16 protein-coding genes and 1 tRNA gene are annotated in these 17,987 nt (G+C 68.9%); 9 read left to right on the forward strand and 8 right to left on the reverse strand.

Annotated elements, in window-relative coordinates; translation table 11 throughout:
• Positions 1-15 precede the first annotated feature (15 nt).
• The 4 genes from Adu01nite_RS35910 to sp36 all read right to left on the reverse strand — a co-directional run bounded on the left by Adu01nite_RS35910 (position 16) and on the right by sp36 (position 5,212).
• The gene (locus Adu01nite_RS35910) at positions 16-3,657 is read right to left on the reverse strand and encodes an adenylate/guanylate cyclase domain-containing protein (protein WP_203733758.1); all 3,642 of its coding nucleotides are present in this window, start codon (positions 3,655-3,657) and stop codon (positions 16-18) included.
• Positions 3,654-4,454 (reverse strand): MBL fold metallo-hydrolase, encoded by an 801-nt coding sequence (locus Adu01nite_RS35915; RefSeq protein ID WP_203733759.1) that lies wholly within the window; start codon positions 4,452-4,454, stop codon positions 3,654-3,656. Before Adu01nite_RS35915 ends, Adu01nite_RS35910 begins: the two co-directional genes overlap by 4 nt.
• A gap of 120 nt (positions 4,455-4,574) precedes the next feature.
• Positions 4,575-5,060 carry a RidA family protein gene (locus tag Adu01nite_RS35920; RefSeq protein WP_203733760.1) on the reverse strand — a complete coding sequence of 162 codons (486 nt, stop codon included), beginning with the start codon at positions 5,058-5,060 and terminating at the stop codon, positions 4,575-4,577.
• Positions 5,057-5,212 carry a Sp36 family protein gene (gene sp36 / locus Adu01nite_RS35925; RefSeq protein WP_185038204.1) on the reverse strand — a complete coding sequence of 52 codons (156 nt, stop codon included), beginning with the start codon at positions 5,210-5,212 and terminating at the stop codon, positions 5,057-5,059. Before sp36 ends, Adu01nite_RS35920 begins: the two co-directional genes overlap by 4 nt.
• 106 nt (positions 5,213-5,318) lie before the next feature.
• On the opposite strand from sp36, the gene Adu01nite_RS35930 reads away from it, so the two are divergent.
• Genes Adu01nite_RS35930 through bagB form a run of 3 tightly spaced genes read left to right on the forward strand, consistent with a single transcriptional unit; the run spans position 5,319 to position 8,374 of the window.
• Complete coding sequence (locus Adu01nite_RS35930; protein ID WP_203733761.1) at positions 5,319-6,209, forward strand: Rv0361 family membrane protein; 891 nt, start codon at positions 5,319-5,321, stop codon at positions 6,207-6,209.
• A 23-nt stretch (positions 6,210-6,232) separates the two neighbouring features.
• Positions 6,233-7,189, forward strand: a complete 957-nt coding sequence (bagA, locus tag Adu01nite_RS35935) for an ATPase BagA (protein WP_203733762.1) — start codon at positions 6,233-6,235, stop codon at positions 7,187-7,189.
• A gap of 45 nt (positions 7,190-7,234) precedes the next feature.
• On the forward strand, positions 7,235-8,374 hold the full coding sequence (gene bagB / locus Adu01nite_RS35940; protein WP_203733763.1) for an ArsA family ATPase: 1,140 nt from the start codon (positions 7,235-7,237) through the stop codon (positions 8,372-8,374).
• 2 nt (positions 8,375-8,376) lie between these two features.
• Here bagB and Adu01nite_RS35945 read toward each other — a convergent pair whose 3' ends face one another.
• Positions 8,377-8,679 (reverse strand): WhiB family transcriptional regulator, encoded by a 303-nt coding sequence (locus Adu01nite_RS35945; RefSeq protein WP_203733764.1) that lies wholly within the window; start codon positions 8,677-8,679, stop codon positions 8,377-8,379.
• Between the two features lie 316 nt (positions 8,680-8,995).
• On the opposite strand from Adu01nite_RS35945, the gene Adu01nite_RS35950 reads away from it, so the two are divergent.
• Entirely contained in the window at positions 8,996-11,413 is a 2,418-nt protein-coding gene (locus tag Adu01nite_RS35950; RefSeq protein WP_203733765.1) for a transglycosylase domain-containing protein, read from the forward strand.
• A 93-nt stretch (positions 11,414-11,506) separates the two neighbouring features.
• Here Adu01nite_RS35950 and Adu01nite_RS35955 read toward each other — a convergent pair whose 3' ends face one another.
• Together Adu01nite_RS35955 and Adu01nite_RS35960 are read right to left on the reverse strand one after the other, a co-directional pair.
• Positions 11,507-12,547 (reverse strand): ISAs1 family transposase, encoded by a 1,041-nt coding sequence (locus Adu01nite_RS35955; protein ID WP_239132973.1) that lies wholly within the window; start codon positions 12,545-12,547, stop codon positions 11,507-11,509.
• Positions 12,548-12,591: 44 nt separating this feature from the next.
• Positions 12,592-12,879 carry a hypothetical protein gene (locus Adu01nite_RS35960; RefSeq protein ID WP_203733767.1) on the reverse strand — a complete coding sequence of 96 codons (288 nt, stop codon included), beginning with the start codon at positions 12,877-12,879 and terminating at the stop codon, positions 12,592-12,594.
• A 762-nt stretch (positions 12,880-13,641) separates the two neighbouring features.
• Here Adu01nite_RS35960 and Adu01nite_RS35965 point away from each other — a divergent pair.
• Positions 13,642-14,499, forward strand: a complete 858-nt coding sequence (locus Adu01nite_RS35965) for a helix-turn-helix domain-containing protein (RefSeq protein ID WP_203733768.1) — start codon at positions 13,642-13,644, stop codon at positions 14,497-14,499.
• 39 nt (positions 14,500-14,538) lie between these two features.
• The gene (locus Adu01nite_RS35970; protein WP_239132950.1) at positions 14,539-14,748 is read left to right on the forward strand and encodes a DUF397 domain-containing protein; all 210 of its coding nucleotides are present in this window, start codon (positions 14,539-14,541) and stop codon (positions 14,746-14,748) included.
• A gap of 149 nt (positions 14,749-14,897) precedes the next feature.
• On the opposite strand, the gene Adu01nite_RS35975 is transcribed toward Adu01nite_RS35970, so the two are convergent.
• On the reverse strand, positions 14,898-15,353 hold the full coding sequence (locus tag Adu01nite_RS35975) for a GatB/YqeY domain-containing protein (protein WP_203733769.1): 456 nt from the start codon (positions 15,351-15,353) through the stop codon (positions 14,898-14,900).
• 25 nt (positions 15,354-15,378) lie between these two features.
• Between Adu01nite_RS35975 and Adu01nite_RS35980 the strand changes: the two genes are divergently transcribed.
• The 3 genes from Adu01nite_RS35980 (at position 15,379) to Adu01nite_RS35990 (ending at position 17,952) form a co-directional block, all read left to right on the forward strand.
• On the forward strand, positions 15,379-16,275 hold the full coding sequence (locus Adu01nite_RS35980; protein ID WP_203733770.1) for a metallophosphoesterase: 897 nt from the start codon (positions 15,379-15,381) through the stop codon (positions 16,273-16,275).
• Positions 16,276-16,347: 72 nt separating this feature from the next.
• A tRNA-Pro gene (locus Adu01nite_RS35985) sits at positions 16,348-16,424 on the forward strand.
• Positions 16,425-16,911: 487 nt separating this feature from the next.
• Positions 16,912-17,952, forward strand: a complete 1,041-nt coding sequence (locus tag Adu01nite_RS35990; RefSeq protein ID WP_203733771.1) for a hypothetical protein — start codon at positions 16,912-16,914, stop codon at positions 17,950-17,952.
• Positions 17,953-17,987 lie beyond the last annotated feature (35 nt).

A 17,987-nucleotide genomic window follows, 5' to 3' on the forward strand; every position in this document is an offset into this window, starting at 1 on the left:
CAGGTGGAACGCGGTTCATCCCGGCACGTCGGACGCGTACGCGACAGTTTCCGGTGGCGAGGCTTCGATCTTCGCCGCCGCCAGCGTCGCCCGCAGCTCCTCGGCCGCCACCCGCTCGCTCGCCTGCTCGGTCGAGTAGGCCAGGAGCACCGCTTCCTCGGCCGCCCGGCTCGCCTCTTCGCACTGGTCGGCCGCGGCCAGCACCCGAGCGTGCACCATGGCGCACAGCACGCCGCTGCGCACGTCCTCGGCCGGCACCGCGCGGGCCCGCTCGATCCAGGTCGTGGCCGCGTCCACCCGGCCGTCGGCGAGCAGCGCCGACGCGTACGCCGCCAGGGCGTGCCGCCGGGAGAAGAGCAGCGACGGCGCGCCGGTGTCGCTGGCGATCGGCGCGAGCAGCCCGATCGCGGTGGCCGCGTCGCCCGAGCGGGTCCGCGCCTCGGCGAGCAGCACCCGCGGTCCGACCTGAGCCGGTGCGAGGGGGTTGTGCGGCTCGACCGCGGCGATCACCCGGCGGGCGTCCTCCTCGGCCAGGCTCAGGTCGCCGCGGTGCAGCGAGACGAACCCGCGCAGCGTGCCGGCCATCCCGAGCAGCAGCGGGTGCCCGGTCCGGTCGGCGTAGCCCACGGCGTCGGTGAGCAGGTCGAAGGCGTGATCGAACTCGCCCAGCCCGCGGGCGATCGCGCCGCGCACGACGAGCGCCAGCCCGCGGCCCCAGTCGTCGCCGACCGCGTTGAAGTCCCGGTACGCCCGGCGGGCCTCACCGTCCGCCTCACCCAGCTCGCCGAGCTCACTCGACGCGTACGCCTCGACGGCACGCAGCGTGCCCACCGCCCAGGCTTCGCCGACCCGGTCGCCGAAGGGCAGAAAAACGCGCGCCAGCCGGCGCGACTCCTGCAGGCGCCCGGCCAGCAGCCGGGCGAACGCCGTGGTGCCGCGCAGCCAGGACCGGCCGACCGGGTCGCCGAGCTCGGCGAAGAGCCGCGCCGCCCGGCCGAGCACCGCATCGGTGCCGGCGAAGTCCCCGCGGGTGGTGGTCACCCAGGCCAGGTTTTGCAGGGCCCAGGCCTGGCCGTGCCGGTCACCGGCGGCCAGCGTCACCTGGTAGGCCGCCGCGAACCGGCTGCTCGCCTGGCTGAGCCGGCCGGCCAGGAAGTCGGCCATGCCGAGCCGGCGCATCGCGTTGGCCCGCTCCGGCAGCAGCTCGGCCTCGGTGGCCACGTCGAGCGCCTCCTGCCAGGCGGTCACGGCCAGCGCGGTGTCGCCCATCGCCTCCTGCGCCCGGCCGACCACCAGCAGGGCCTCGGCCCGGCAGACCGGCTCGTCGGTCGAGTTCTCGGCGATCTTCTCGCCGTACGCGAGGGCCTCCTCGGCGCGGCCCAGGCGCAGCAGCGCACGGGCGTGCACCAGCTGGTCGGGCAGCGGCAGGGGCTCCTTGGCCAGGACGGCCGCGCGTTCCGCGTACTCGATCGAAGCGGCCGGCTCGATGTTGGCCAGGGCTCGCCGGGCCAGCCGGGCCAGCGCCGCGACGCCGAGCGGAGCCACGTCGCGGACCGCCGCGTCCGGCCGCAGGCGCACCTGGTCGGCCAGCTCGACCGAGCATTCGGCGTGGGTGGCCACGAAGGCGTCCCGCTCGTTCTCGGCGAGGCTGAGCCGGCTCGCGCCGTCGTAGCCGAGCCGGGTGATCGTCTCGGGGGCCGCCCAGTTCGCCAGGTAGGCGTGCCGGTCGGCCAGGTCGGCCTTGCCGATGCCGGCGTAGGCCGCCTCGCGCATCAGCGGGGTGGTGAAGGCGTAGCCGCCGCGGGCCCGGTGCAGCATGCGGCGCTGCAGCAGCTCGTCGATCGAGCGTTCCAGCTCGACCGCGGCCACCGCACCCGGCCGCGCGTCGCTGGCCGCCCGCCGCTCACGCAGCGCCTCGATCACCCCGGTCGGCACGGTGTCGCCGACCACGGCCGCGTCGCGCAGCACCGCGCGCGGCTCGGCGGGCAGCGCGTCGATCCGGGCGGCCAGCACCGCGGCCAGGTCGCGGGAGAGCAGTTGGCTGCCGAGCGAACCGGCCGCGAGCTGCCACTTGCGAGCCGCGTTGGCTCCGACCGCCGGCGTGAGCGCACCCCGCTCCATCAGCAGGGTGACCATCTCGGCCAGGTAGAACGGGTTGCCCTGGGCGGTGGCCAGCAGCCGGTCGGTGTCCTGCTGCGGCAGCTTGCCGCCGTTGAGATAGGAGGTGAGCAGCCGACCGGCGTCGGCGCCGCGCAGCGGGGGCAGCGCGTGCACCTCGGCGTCGGCGAGCCGGGTCAGCGCCCCGGCCGTCCGCACCAGCTCGGGCCGGCCCAGCAGCAGCACCACGACCGGGCCCTCGATCAGCGAGAGGGTGCGGCCGAGTGCGTCCACCGTCGAGGCGGTCGCGTCGTGCAGGTCGTCCACGATGACCACCAGCGGCGCCTCCGAGGCCAGCGCGGTGAGCAGGTCGGCGACGGCCGCGGAGACGGCGTCGGCGTCGATCCGCTTCGCGGTGGGCTGCCAGTCGGCGGCGGCGGCCGGACCGACCGGATTGATCGGGGCCTCGCCGTAGCCGAGCAGCCCGAGCAGCCGGTCGTTGTCGAGCTTGACCGGCCCGAGCCGGTTGGCCAGCTTGCGCAGCCGCTCCTCGACCACCGCGCGGCCGACCGTGGACACCACGTCCTTGGGCAGGCCGACCGACTTGCGGACCAGGTCGGCCAGCGGTGCGAACCGGCGCCGCTCGCCGAACGCGCGGCAGCGCACCCGCAGCACCCGGGCGCCGGTATGTGCCGCGTAGCGTCCGCCGACGGCCACGTCGTACCCCGCAGCAAGGCGTTTGACCTCGCCCGCGAAGCGGGATTTTCCGATGCCGGCTTCGGCCGTCATCACCATGACCCGCGGCGTGTTCGAGTCGATCGCCTCGGCGAGCCGGCCGGAGACCCGGCCCAGCTCGCTCTCCCGGCCCACGAACGGTGCCTCGTCGCCGAGACCCGACCGGGTGCCGGGCGCATCGTGCAGGCCGAGCAACTCGAACGCCGGCACCGGTTCACGCTTGCCCTTGAGCCGCAGCGGGCGCAGCTGCCGCCAGGAGGCGACGTGCCGAGTGCCACCGCCGGTGCGCGCACCGGCGTAGACGGCGCCGACCGCGGCCGCGTCGGCGAACCGGGCGGCGGTGTTCACCGTGTCGCCGATGACCGTGTATTCGATGCCCGCCTGGATGCCGGCCACCACGTCGCCGGTGTTGAGGCCGACCCGCAGGCCGAGCGGGGCGCCGCCGCCCCGCTCGTCGTCCAGCACGCGGCGAACCGCGCGTTGCATGCTCAACGCGGCCCGCACCGCCCGCTCGGCGTCGTCCTCATGGGCGACCGGGGCGCCGAAGACCGCCATGATGCCGTCACCGGTCAGCTTGTCGACATGCCCGCCGAAGGTCTTCACCGCGCCGGCCAGGGCGGCCAGCACGCGGTCGGTCACCGCGCCGACCCGTTCCGGGTCGAGGTCCTCGGACCAGGAGGTGAAGTCGGAGAGGTCGCCGAAGAGCACGGTCACGATGCGCCGCTCGGCGGCGGGCAGGGTGGCCGCGGCCGGCAGGGCGGCGCCGCAGTTGTGGCAGAAGCGGGCGCCGGGCACGGCGACGGTTCCACACACCGGACAGGTCACAGCCGATCCAACCCCTCGGCCTCTGTTCCCCATTCCCGATTTTTGTGATGGAGGTAATCGAGCTGCGCCTTGGCCGAGAAGATCGCCGCAAAGCGGATGGCCTGATCAATATCCGGATATACGAGATCAACTACCTGTTCCGGGGTCTCGGCTCCGGCCGCCAGGGCGGCCTCCACCTGCGCAAGTCGCTCCTGGCGATGCGCCAGATAACCCCGTGCGAGCACGGCCACGTCGTCCTGCGCCGGGCCATGCCCGGGCAACATCAAGACGCTTGGGTACGCCGTGAGCACCTCGAGACTGCTCAGGTACGAGCCGAGGTCGCCGTCCGGGGCCGCCACGACGGTCGAGCCACGGCCGAGAATCGTGTCTCCGGTGAACATTGCCCGGATATTCCCGTGATCCACCAGAAAACACACGGAATCGGCAGTATGCCCCGGCGTCGAGAGCATTTTTACGTCGAAGCCGTCGTTGACACCGAGATTTCCGTCGAACGGCTCGCCGTGCTCGTCGTCGGCCGCCAGCACCGGCGTCCCGCCGAGCAGCCGAGACAGCCGCGCGGCCCCCTCGACGTGGTCATGGTGACCGTGCGTAATGAGGATGGCGCGGAACGGGCCGTGCTCGGCGATCCGGGTGAGGTGCGATTCGTCCAGCGGGCCGGGATCGATCACCAGCCCGAGCGACTCACCGGGCGCCCGCAGCACCCACGTGTTGGTGCCGTCCAGCGTCATAGGACCCGGGTTCGGGGCACGCAGCAGCGTCACCCAGCCCGGCAGGCCGTCGACAGCTGCACCCCCCATGCACGAAATCGTACGTCGTGCATGGGGGGTGAGCCGAGGACCGGATGTGCGATCTCAGCGGCCACTCAGGTCACGCAGAGCGACCGGAACGGCTGAGCCTGATCACCAGGCCGCCTGACCTCATTGAACTTCGGCGATGACCTCGACCTCGACCGGGGCGCCGAGCGGCAATTCGGCCACGCCGACCGCACTGCGGGCGTGCGTGCCCTGCTCGCCGAAAACGTCGCCGAAGAGCTGGGAGGCACCATTGATCACGGCCGGCTGGCCGGTGAAGCCCGGCGCCGACGCGACGAACCCGGTCACCTTGACGATCTTGACGACCTCACCCAGGCCGACCAGCGACTCGATCGCGGCGAGCGCGTTCAGCGCGCAGATCCGGGCCAGCTCGGCGCCCTGCTCGGCGGTCACCTCGGCGCCGACCTTGCCGGTCGCCGCGAGCTTGCCCGCCACCATCGGGAGCTGCCCGGACACGTACACATGGTTGCCCGATTGCACCGCCGGCAGATAGGCCGCCACCGGCGGCACCACCTGCGGCAGGGTGAGACCGAGCTCGGTCAGCCGGGCGTACGCGTCGACGCCGCCCTCCCCGCTGATCGGAACGGTCACGACTTCGGCCGCTTCATGTAGGCGACCAACTGCTCCGGGTTCGGGCCGGGCACGACCTGAACCAGCTCCCAGCCGTCCTCTCCCCAGTTGTCGAGGATCTGCTTGGTCGCGTGGACCAGCAGGGGCACGGTCACGTACTCCCACTTCTGCATCGCCGGCAAACTCCCTAATCGTCGGGGTAACCGGGTCAGCTTAGGGCCCGCGCGGGGGTCCGCTTGGTTAGGCTGAGTCACACCGAGTGAGATCACGGAGGGCGATATGACGCACGCGCAGGGCGGCTGGCCGGGACACCCGGAGCCCGCACCCGTGCCGTCGCCCGATCCGGAGCCGCCGCAGCCCATCCCGCCGGCCGATCCGATCCCGGCGCCGGAGCCCCCGCACGCCTGGGCCCCGTACTCAGGCTCGGACTTCATCGATGCTCCGCCCGATCCGGCGGCGATGTCCTGGCCGCCGCCGGGCACATACCCGGACGAGGCGCCGACCGACACCTCCATGCCGGTCGTCCCGGCCGACCACACCCAGGTGATTCCGGCGGTCGCGCCGTGGCACGCCCAGCACGAGGCGCCCGGCCAGTGGCACACCCAGCCACCCGAGCACCCGGCCTGGGAGCACCACCAGCCCGCCGCGCCGGAGCCCGAGCCGATCTGGTCCGGCCCGCAGCAGCCCTGGCAGATGCCGCCCACCCCGGTCGTGGCCGGCGGTAGGAAGGGAAAGCGCGGCGCGGTCTGGGTGTCGCTCGCGCTCGCCGCCACCGTCATGCTCTGCGCCGGCGGCGCGGTCTCCGCCTACTTCCTGCTGCGCGACGCCGACAACCCCGGCGCGGCCGACCCGGCCACCGCGGTCAGCCGCTTCCTCACCGCCGTCTACACCCAGCAGGACGCGGCCGCCGCCGACGACCTGGTCTGCCGGGAGGCCCGCGACAAGACCAAGCTCACCGACCGGGTGGCCGAGATCCGCAGCTATTCGGACGGGTACCAGGACCCGGTCTACCGGTGGGAGGACCCGACCGTGGCCAGCTCCGGCGAGGACCGTGCGGTGGTGTCGGTGCAGCTCACGCTCACCACCGCCGACGAGAAGACGGCCAAGCAGGATCTCGAGTTCACGGTGATCCGCAAGACGGGCTGGCTGGTCTGCGAAGTAGCCGGCTGATCGACCGTCGTACCGTGGGTGTCATGGGTGAGCACGTCAACAGCAGATGGCCGGCACGGCTGCATGTCGTCACCGGCAAGGGCGGCACCGGCAAGACCACGGTGGCCGCCGCGCTGGCGCTCGGCCTCGCCGCGAGCGGGCGCCACACCCTGCTGGTCGAGGTCGAGGGACGGCAGGGCATCGCCCAGCTCTTCGAGGTCGAGCCGCTGCCCTACAAGGAGCTCCGGATCGCCCAGGTGCCCGGCGGCGGTGACGTGCGCGCGCTCGCCGTCGACCCGGAAGAGGCCCTCCTGGAATACCTGGACATGTTCTACCACCTGGGCGCGGCCGGCCGGGCGCTGCGCAAGGTGGGCGCCATCGACTTCGCCACCACCATCGCCCCCGGCCTGCGCGACGTGCTGCTCACCGGCAAGGTGAAGGAGGCGACCACCCGCTCGCAGGACGGCAGGCGGATCTACGACGCCGTGGTGCTGGACGCCCCGCCCACCGGCCGGATCGGCCGGTTCCTCAACGTCACCGCCGAGACGGCGAAGCTGGCCAAGATGGGCCCGATCAAGACGCAGAGCGACGGGGTGGCCTCGCTGCTGCGCTCGCCGATCACCTCGGTGCACGTGGTCACCCTGCTCGAGGAGATGCCGGTGCAGGAGACCCTGGACGCGATCGCCGAGCTCCAGGCGCTGAACATCTCGGTCGGCCGGATCATCGTGAACAATGCGCGCCCGGCGCTGCTCACCGCGGGCAAGGTGACCAAGGCCGAGCTCAAGCGCGGCCTGGCCGAAGCCGGGTTGCCGACCGACGCGGCCACGGTCAACGGCCTGGCCACCGAGGCGAAGGCCTACCTGACCCGGCGTGACCTGGAGGAATCGCTGCGCGCCGAGCTGGCCGAGGCCGGTCGGCCGGTGGTCGAGCTGCCGCTGCTCCCGGCCGGCATCGACCGCGCCGGGCTCGACGAGCTGGCCGCGTTGCTCATGCAGGCGTGACCCGATCTACAGGCCGCGGCGGTTACGCCTCAGTACGCTCGAAGGGTGCCCCTAACGCAAGACACCCCCCGCCTCGACGTGGACGGTCTGCTCGCTGACCCGTCCACCCGGATCATCGTGTGCTGCGGCGCCGGTGGGGTCGGCAAGACGACCACCGCGGCCGCGCTCGGCCTGCGCTCGGCCGAGGTGCACGGGCGCCGCACGGTGGTGCTGACCATCGACCCGGCCCGCCGGCTCGCCCAGTCGATGGGGCTCAGCGAGCTGGACAACACTCCCCGCCAGGTCAAGGGCATCGACGTGGCGAGCGGCGGCGAGCTGCACGCGATGATGCTCGACATGAAGCGCACCTTCGACGAGGTGGTGCAGCAGCACACCACGCCGCAGCGTGCCGCCGAGATCTTCGCGAACCCGTTCTACCAGGCCATGAGCTCGACCTTCGCCGGCACCCAGGAGTACATGGCGATGGAGAAGCTGGGCCAGCTCCGGGCCACCGACGAGTGGGACCTGATCGTGGTGGACACCCCGCCGTCCCGGTCGGCGCTCGACTTCCTGGACGCTCCGGCCCGGCTGTCCCGCTTCCTCGACGGCCGGATGCTGCGCATGCTGCTCGCCCCGTCGCGCGCCGGAAAGAGCATGTTCAGCCTGGTCACCGCGTCGTTCGGGCTGTTCTCCCGGGCGGTGCAGAAGATCCTGGGCGCGCAGCTGCTGACCGATCTGTCGGGTTTCGTGGCGGCGCTCGACTCGATGTTCGGCGGTTTCCGGCACCGGGCCGACGAGACGTACCGGATCCTGCAGGACCCGCAGACCTCGTTCCTGCTGGTGGCGGCCCCGGAGCGGGATGCCGTCCGGGAGGCCGCGTATTTCGCGGAGCGCCTGGTGGCCGAGCGGATGCCGCTGGCCGGCCTGGTCCTCAACCGGATGCACGACTCGGCGGCCGGTTCGCTGTCCGCGGAGGAGAGCGAGGTCGCCGCGGACGCCTTGACGGCGGCCGGCGACCAGGCGATCACGGCGGATGCGCTGCGTGTGCACGCCGCGCTGGTGCGGCAGACCGAGCGGGAGGCACGCGTGGCCAGGGACTTCACCGACGCGTTCCCCGCGGTCGCATCGGTGGCGGTGACGGCGCAGCCCGCCGACGTTCACGATGTCGACGGGCTACGGACGATCGGCGCGTTGCTTGCCGGTTGAGCTCAGCGGGTCGGGACGAGCACCTTGTCGGCGTTCTTCTCCCGCAGGGCGGCCTCGAACATCTTCCGCCAGCTCGCCACGTGCGGGTGGCGGCGCAGCAGTGCTCGCCGCTCCCGTTCGGTCATACCGCCCCAGACGCCGAACTCGATCCGGTTGTCCAGGGCATCGGCGAGGCACTCGTAGCGGACCGGGCAGCTGCGGCAAATCCTCTTCGCCACGTTCTGCTCGGCGCCCTGCACGAACAGCGCGTCAGGGTCGCCACTCTGACATGCCGCCATGCTCGGCCAGTCGCTGATCATCCCCATCTGTACACGTCCCCCCTTGCGTTCACCCCCTGACGTCGGCGTGCTTATGTCCCCCCAAGCAGCGCAGACGTCGTGCGATAGCTCGCCGGACCATCATGCTCTGTAGTCAGTCGATTACGCAACGTTGTCCCTCAAATACGTACAGGCCGGGCCTACCGGTCTTACCTGGCCTTCTGCGCAAAGACGGCGGCGGAGATCTCCCGAAACACCGGCCCGAACCGGCCCTGACGAGGCACAATCTTTCTGGGCGAAGCATGAGGTTCTCGAAGGGCGACCCCGTGCCGCCTTCGCGTACCCTGCTCAGGTGACCTCCTGGATGCGCAGACGCGATCACAACATCTTCGCTAACGCGACGTCGTTGCTGATCTGCGGTTTACTCGCCGGCGTCGTTGTTGCGGCCGCCGCCTTCCCGGCCGCCGCCATGTCCGGCCTGGCCGCCAAGGCCGGCGGACAGACGTTCTCGAGCCTGCCCAGTGAGCTCAAAGACTTCAGCTCCCCGCAGATCACCCGCATCTATGCGTCCGACAACAAGACGCAGATCGCGCAGTTCTACGACGAGTTCCGCAGCGACGTCCCGCTGAAGGACATGTCGAAGTACATGCCCGCGGCGATCATCGCGGCCGAGGACCGGGAGTTCTACCACCACAACGGCGTCGACCTCAAAGGCGTCGCCCGCGCGATGGTCAGCAACAACAACGGCAAGTCCAAGCAGGGCGCCTCGACGATCACCATGCAGTGGGTACGGATGTCGCTGGCCTACTCGGCGACCAACCCGCAGGAGGTCGTCGACGCCACCAAGGACACGCCCAAACGCAAGATCACCGAGATGAAGTACGCGATCCAGGTGGAGAAGGAGCTCTCGAAGGACCAGATCGTCGAGCGCTACCTGAACATCGCGCCCTTCGGCAACCAGGCGTACGGCGTCTTCGCGGCCAGCCAGATCTACTTCAACAAGAAGCCCAAGGACCTCACGATCGGCCAGGCGTCCATGCTCGCCGGCATGGTCAAGGCGCCGACCAGCTTCAACCCGACCAGCACCGAGGGTTACGACCAGATCCTCCAGCGCCGCAACAACTACGTCATCCCCGGCATGGTCGAGATGGGCGTCATCACCCAGGCCGAGGCCGACAAGGCGATGAAGGAACCCATCCCGCGCCAGGTCAAGCCGATCGGCAACGGCTGCGTGTCGGTCGCCAAGAACGCCTGGGGCTTCTTCTGCGACTACTTCTACCGCTGGTGGATGGGGCGCGAGGAGTTCGGCGAGACGGCGTACGACCGGGAGCGTCGCCTCAAGAGCGGCGGCTACCGCATCACCACGACGATGGACATCAAAGCCCAGGACGCGGCCCGTAAGAACATCAACGACAAGATCTCGGACAAGGACAAGAACGCGCTGCTGGTCGCCGCGGTCGAGCCGGGCGACGGCAAGGTCCGCGCGCTGGCCGCCAACCGCCGCTACAAGCTGGACGACTCGGCCAACCCGCAGAACAAGCTCTCCTCCGACCCGAAAAAGGCGAAGAAGGGCGTCCGCGGCACCTACCCGAACACGACGAACCCGTTGCTCAGCGGCGGCGGCGACATCACCGGCTACCAGGCCGGCTCGGTGTTCAAGATGTTCACCATGGTGGCCGCGCTGGAAAAGGGCTACCCGCTGGGCTACACGATCAATGCCCCGGTCCGCTACAAATCGGGCTACATCATCAACTCCAGCAACCCGTCCGCCTGCCCCGGCACGCACTTCTGGTGTCCGGGCAACGCGGGCGAGGGCGAGGCCGGCGTCTACAACATGTGGACCGGCTTCGGTAACTCGGTGAACACGTACTTCGTGCCCCTGCAGGAGCGGGTCGGCGCGGAGAACGTGGTGGCCGTGGCCAAGCGCTTCGGCGTGCAGTTCCGCGTCTCGTACCCGGATGCCACGTTCGCCAACGACCCGGTCTCGGCCAACCAGTGGGGCGCCTTCACCCTGGGCGTCTCGGCGTCAACCCCGCTGGACATGGCCAACGCGTACGCAACGCTGGCCGGCGACGGCATGTACTGCGAGCCCACCCCGATCGAGCAGATCGCCACCCAGGAGGGCGAGAAGCTGGACATCGGAAAGTCGCACTGCATCCGGGCAACAAGCAAGGACGTGGCCCGAGCCGCCTTGGACGCGGCCCGCTGCCCGGTAGGCGACTCGGCCCAGCTGGGCCAGTGCCACGGCACGACGGCCGGCCAGACGCACGGCGAGGTGAAGCACCCGGTGTTCGGCAAGACCGGCACCACCGACAACGACAAGACGGCGGCGCTGATCGCCGGCACCACGTCGCTGGTGGTAGCGGGCTACTTGGTAAACCCCGACTACCAGGACCACTCCGACCGCATGTCCCACGGCATCGTGAACCCCGCGGTCTGGAACACGCTGGGCGACTTCATGGACGGCAAGCCGAAGGTCCAGTTCAAGACGCCGGAAAACAAGAAGATCGCGGTAGGCGACCAGCGCTCGATCCCCGACGTAACCTGCGACTCGATCGACAGCGCCCGAAACCGCTTAGAGGGCGCCGGCTTCGAGGTGTCCGTAGGCGGCGAGGTCGATTCATCCTGCCCCGCCGGCACCGCGGCAGGCACCGACCCGAGCGGCCGCACCATCAAGGGCGGCGTGGTCATCATCCAGAAGAGCAACGGAAAGCAGAACCAGCCCCCACAGCCGGGCCAGCCAGGCCAGCCAACCGTCACCCCAACAAGACCAAGACGCTGACCGACGCATAAGAAGGGCGGGGCCGCTGCGGCCCCGCCCTTCTTGTGGTCTCCACGATGCGGCCCCAAGTTGCCTACCACGGCCGTTTCAACATCATCCGGTGAGTCCGAGGATGGTGAATGGCCTGGTCATGTTGCGGTTGGCCCAGCGGGTGGCTTCGGTGATGTCGGTGCGGCCGGCCAGGCGTAGGGCGTTGATCGCGAGGTTTCTGAGGGAGGCCAGTACGCGTGGTCCCGAGCGGGTGCGGATTCGGGAGTTGTCCTCGCGGTAGCAGGTATCGCGGATGAAGTGCAGGGTTTCGATGGACCACTGGCCACGGTTGAACGCGGCGATCTCGGCAGGTCCGGCGGCCTCGGCAGGGTGGCTGGTGACGCCCAGTTGCGCCGCGGCGGATTGCTTGCCGTCGCTGGCGGTGACGTAGCGTTCGATCAGCCAGACCTGGTTGACGTGCGGGAACGGTAGGCCGGGTGGTGCGGGAAGGACTCGGATGGTGCGGCGGGTGCTGCGGCCGTGGCCGGTCTGGGTGCTCTCGTGACCGATCGGGGTGGTAGCCCAGGGCAGGGCGTCGAAGGCGTTGAACAGGGCTGCCCGGTTCTCTTTGACCGGCAGCACGAAGTGGCCGCCTTGCTGGTGGATGAGGTCGGCGGTGGCTTTGACGGTGTGCAGGGCGTCGGCGGTGACGGTCGCCTCACGCAGATCGAGGGTTTCCAGCAGAGCGCGGGCGGTTTCTGGTTCGCGGGTCTTGGCGCCGTCGGTCGGCGCCTGGGCGATGATCACGGCGGCCGGGTCCGGGCCGGGCGTACCGGCCAGGGCGGACAGCAGATGCAGTTGCTCGCCGTCGGCGTCTATGGCACCGCGGACGGTCTTGCCGTCCAGGCGCACCTGTGTCGGTGTATCACTGCTGGTGGGAGTCTGTTCGCTGGTGCTGGTGCGCTGGGCGGTGGTCCACTCGGAGATCACCACGTCCAGGACGTCGCCGTCGGTGTCGGTGCAGACCCGCCACAGCGTCGAACGTGACGGCCGCCCGGCGGGCCGGGCCTCGACTCGCCGGTACAGGCTGTTGAGGATGTCGGCGGGGACGTCGGCGACCCAGCCGCTGATCGCGGTGTATCCCTTCCACGCCGACGCGGGCATCGTCACTCACCGCCACTATCGATCATGAAACGGCCGTGAGTTGCCTACCAGCCCTTGGGGAGGAGTTCGTGCAGCGCCGCGGCCGTACCCAAAGCCGTGAAAGTGCCGACGAGCAAAGCAATTGTGGGGCCGCTGGACCAGCCGATTGCGGTCGCCACGGCACCACCGATAAGCGTCACGAACAGTATTAACTCGTTGCGTGTGATGATGCCTCCAGCCTGACCGGCCGCGGGGCTATCCAAAGGCGAGCTGCCGGCCGCTGCAACGAAACGAGTCTTGAGATGGACGCGCTCCGCGATCCCGCCCTCCATCTCCAGCTCTATCTCAACCACCGTGCCTCCGCGACGCCACTCTTGGTCCGCACACAGTCGCTGGTGACCGGCCGCGGAAGTCGTGACGCTCAGGCCGGCGGGAGAGGACTGAGTTCCTGCGGCGATCCAGGGTTTGTCGACGGGATCTGTCTTGGCGTCAACACGAGGATCTGAATCGGCCGGGCGATCTCCCTCAGCCGGCAGAATTTTGGTGTCGGATCTCCTCACTCGAGTCAGAGACCGACGCGGAACGGAAGCGAGAAGCGCACCCGCCGCAAGGATTGTTCGAGTCGTAGCGAGTACTTGACTGTCTTTGGCCTGTTCAGACTGCTCTTGCGTCGCTACGTTTGACATGTCGGAATCCTTATTCTGGTTCACAGCGGATGGGGACGAATCGACACGAGGCGGTCCGCTGGCAGGCGGACCGCCTCCATTGCCGGTACCGAAGCCCGGCGTTCTTGGCGGGCGCGCGTAGCGCGTGTTCGAGGTCGGCGACTCAGGCGATCGGCCCGCCAAGATTTTGTTCTCGGTCTTGGCGAGTGTTCACTCTCGTCTCCAGTAGGGCGCTAGGCTAGATCCACTCGTTGGACCACAAAAGGAGACTCCGTGTAACTACGCGTAGCCTAATCATGACTGATCGTTTTGGCAATTGCCAGAGTCGGTTGCCACATGGTCTTGCCAAAGGCATTTGCCACGTGGCATCTAGACAGCTAGCATGTGGCTTGCGGCATGCTGACACCTAGCCGTGGCCATCGTCGGTCGCTGAGCCAGGAGGTTGCGATCATGCCCGGTCATCCTGGGCCACTGGTTCGCCGCCGCCAACTGGGGACAGCACTGCGCCAACATCGAATTGACGCGAAACTCAGCGTGCGAGAAGCAGCTGAGAAGCTGCTCTGCTCGCCATCGAAGATCAGCCGGATTGAGTCTGCGCAAAGAAACATTTCCCAGCGCGATGTGCGGGATTTGATGGACCTTTACAAGGTTCGCGATCCCGCCGTGCGCAGGAACCTCATGAAGCTCGCCGAGGAAAGCCGGCAGACAGCCTGGTGGACTGAATTCAATCTTCCACCGGCGCACGAGCGATTCATCGGCCTCGAAGGTTCCGCTGCGACGATATTGGATTACCAGATTGGAGCGTTGCCAGGACTACTGCAAACTCCGGAGTACGCCGCGGCCGTGATCCGCGCTTGGTCGGACGACCCCGATGTCATTCAGAACATCGTGAACGTCCGCATTACGCGGCAACGGTTCTTGGGAAAAGAGACTGCGCTGAAGTTCGTGGTCGACGAATCGGCCTTGCGTAGGCCGATCGGAAGTCCCGAGGTCATGCGCGACCAGATCCGGAAACTCATAGCGGTCGGGCCCCAGACGGACCTTCAGGTTCTCCCATTCGCCGTGGGCGCACATCAGGGCCTGATCACCGGCTTCAACATCCTGCAGTTTGCCAAATCGATGCCCGCAAGCTCAGCAGTCGACATGTCTGACGTGGTTTACCTCGAAGGCCTCCTCGACTCGGCACTCTTCCTGGAAGATCCGGATGACGTCAAGAGCTACATTCAAACGTTCACCGGACTGCAGGAAAAAGCGTTGAGTAAAGTAGAGACGATAAACTTCCTGGAAGGCATTCTCCGCGACTTGTGACGTCGGCTCGAGTGGACTGGCTCATCATGGAGAATATCGATGGACAACGAAGTTCAGATGCTGCGTGAACTTTCCTGGAAGACCTCTTCGTATTGCACCAATTCCACCTGCGTGCAGGTCGGCATGACGGAAGATTCGGTCGCTATCAGGGATTCAAAAGATCTCGATCAACGACCATTGAAGTACACAAGGGACGAGTGGCGACAGTTCATCGCCGGAGTCAAGGACGGCGAGTTCGACCTCGCCTGAAGCAACACCCATGGCCCACACTACGCGTGCGGCCCTTCGCTACGAATTGCTTGTGTTTCAGGTAGGCCTCGTTCGGAGCTGCCTGCTCTACGCGCGTGAGCCGGGTCCGGCCGCTGGTGCGGTTGGGGACGGCTCACGCGCGTACTGAATCAGGCTCCCAGCTGGCGACGGACCTCGGCTGCCACTCGGCCGCCCTCCGCTCGTCCCGCCACTGCCGCCTGGGCGGCCTTCATGGCCGGGCCCATCTGGGCCTTTCCGGTGTAACCGCCGGCCGTCAGTGCGCCGCCGACCAGCTCGGTGATCTCTGCGTCAGTGAGCTGTTTCGGCAGGTAGCGGTCGATGATCTCGCCCTCGGACTGCTCCTTCGCCGCCTGCTCCGAACGCCCGGCGTCGGCGAAGGCCGTCGCTGCCTCGCGGCGCTTCTTCGCCTCCTTGGTCAGCACGGCCAGCACCTCGTCGTCGGAGAGGGCACGTGCCTCGCTGCCGGCCACCTCGGCGTTGCGGACCGCGGACAAGGCCATCCGCAGCGTGCCGGTGGTCAGCTCGTCGCGGGACTTCATGGCGGTGTGCAGATCCTCGTTCAGGCGGTCTTTCAACGTTCCCATGGGGGGAGAAACTACTCTTGCCGTCATGCGTAAGCGCCCCTTTATCGGCCTGGCCGCAGGTGTCGTCGCGGCCGGGGCCGCCACGTTCGCCTATTCGTCGCTCGTCGAGCGGAACATGTTCACGCTGCGCCGCTTCGATGTGCCGGTGCTGGAGCCGGATGCCGAACCGCTGCGCATCCTGCACATCTCCGACCTGCACATGATGCCGTCGCAGGCGCGCAAGCAGGCCTGGGTGGCCTCCCTCGGCGGCACCGACCCCGACCTGGTCGTGGTCACCGGCGACAACATGTCCGACCCTGGGTCGGTGCCGGGGGTACTGCGGGCCCTCGACCCGTTCCTGTCGGTGCCGGGGGCGTTCGTCTTCGGGTCCAATGACTATCGCGGCCCGGTGTGGGGCAATCCGCTGCGGTATGTGCTGCCGTTCGAGCGGGAGTACGTGCAGGGTGTCGACCTGCCGGCCGAGGAACTGCGGGACGCCTTCACCGACGCGGGGTGGGCCGATCTGAACAACGCCCGCACCGTCATCAAGGCCGGTGGGCGTTCGATCGAGCTGGTCGGGGTGGACGATCCACACGTGGAGCGGGACGACTACGACTCCGTCTCCGGTCCCATCTCCGGCGGTGCCGACCTGCACATCGGCGTCACCCACACGCCGGCCACCCGGGTGCTGGACGCGATGGCTTCGGACGGCTTCTCGCTGCTCCTCGCCGGCCACACGCACGGCGGGCAGGTGTGCGTGCCGTTCTACGGGGCGCTGACCACCAACTGCGACCTGCCGCACTCAATGGCCAAGGGCCTGCACCGCTGGCCGGGCTCCGACGCCTGGCTGCACGTCTCGGCCGGCCTGGGCACCCACCCGACCGCCCCGATCCGCTTCGCGTGCCGCCCGGAGGCTTCGGTGCTGACGTTGATACCGCGCTGACCTGCGGTTTCACCCCAAGGGGGATACCGATTTCGCTGAGCGCCGGGCGTCGGATAGTATTTCCTGGCAGCTCGGGGTGTGGCGCAGCTTGGTAGCGCGCTTCGTTCGGGACGAAGAGGCCGTCGGTTCAAATCCGGCCACCCCGACCAAGAGTTTTGCCACGTCAGGACCGGACTTCCGCTTCAGGAAGCCGGTCCTGACGTGTTTCAAGACCAAGAAATTCCGAATCGTACGCGCACGCCCCGTCCCCAACCGCAGCGTCGGCGAGACCCGGCTCACGCGCGAAAGCAGGCCGCGCTGAGCTCCGTTCAGGAGTGGCACAGCATCGATCGAAAAGACCGGATGCGTCCCGCTCTGGACAGCAGTTCTGCGATGTCCAGTTACCTCCGTAACGGCGCCCTGCTCGCGGCTGCCGGCCTGCGCTGACCGCCGCCGCACCCGCCTTTCCGAACGACCAGATCACCTTCAGCGTCGACGCGCACGCCCGCTTCGACGCATGCCCTGGCCGCCTTCATGGAGATGGCCGACGGCAACCTGGCCGTCGCCGACGCCAATCACTGGTAGGGAATCGCGGTCGCACCCTCAAGTGTGGGTAACGGCAACCGATTAGCTCCCAGGACTACCCCTGGAGAGCCGATGAACTGCACCAACTGTGGTTCGCCCCTGGAGCGGCCGACTGCGTACTGCGGCACCTGCGGTATGGAGGTGTTTGCGGCCGGTCCGGAGGCGGCCCGGAATCTGCATGCCGAGCCGCATCTCGTGCCGCTTGAGTTCTCCGCGCCTGCCTATGCCATGTATGCCCCGGCACCGGGCGTGTTCGGCACGCCGCGGCCGTACGGGCCGTCCGGTGGGCTTCCGTTCGGCACCGCCCCGATCTTCTCGCCGCCGAGTGCCGTCGCGGTCGCGGACGCCCCACCCAGCGCCGTCGCGGTCGCGGAGGCGCCTCCCGGCGACCTCTCGGTCGAGGTTCCGCTCAGTGACTTCTTGCCCGAGAACGTTCCGGTCTCGCCGGCGCCGGCCGGGATGCCGCTCGATCTCGTCCCGGTCTCGCCGCCGCCCAGCGGGCTTCCCTTCAACCCCGCCGGGATTCTGTTCGACGACGCCCGGGTTTCTCCGCCCGCCGCCTGGTTCACGGTCGACGACTCCCCGATCTCGCCACCACCGGCCGGACTCACGTTCGACAACGCTCCGCTCTCGCCACCACCCGCCGGGATCACGCTCGACGTGCCGCCGGACTGGCCGCCATTTGGCAGTCCGATGCCGGGTCCTCCCTCACCGGAGACGCTCGCCGACCTGGAGCTTGTCGAGTTCGGGCTCGCCCGGCTCGGGCTCGAACACGACGGTGGCGGCGTTGCTGTCCTGGAGCACGCCCCGCCGCTGGATCCGTTCGCCGACCAGCAGACGCTGGAGTTCCCCGCCATCCAGGTCGAGGAGCCCGAACCGGCCGAAGCCATGGCGCTGGTGGAAACGGCGCCGGCGGTGAAGGAAGCCACCGACGTTCTCAGCATTGTTGGGTTTGTGCTGGCTGCGGTGGCTGTGCTGTTCTTTCCGACCGGCGTCATTGCTGTTGCCTGGGGCTTTCTGGCCGAACGGCGCGGTGAGCGGCTCGGCACGATGGCGATCAACGTTGCGGCCGGCTGCACCGTGGTCGGTGTGGTGCTGCACGCGCTTTCCTGAAAAGCAGAAGACCCGGGGGACGGCTTTACGCCGTA

The organism is Paractinoplanes durhamensis, from assembly GCF_016862175.1.
GTDB lineage: Bacteria > Actinomycetota > Actinomycetes > Mycobacteriales > Micromonosporaceae > Actinoplanes > Actinoplanes durhamensis.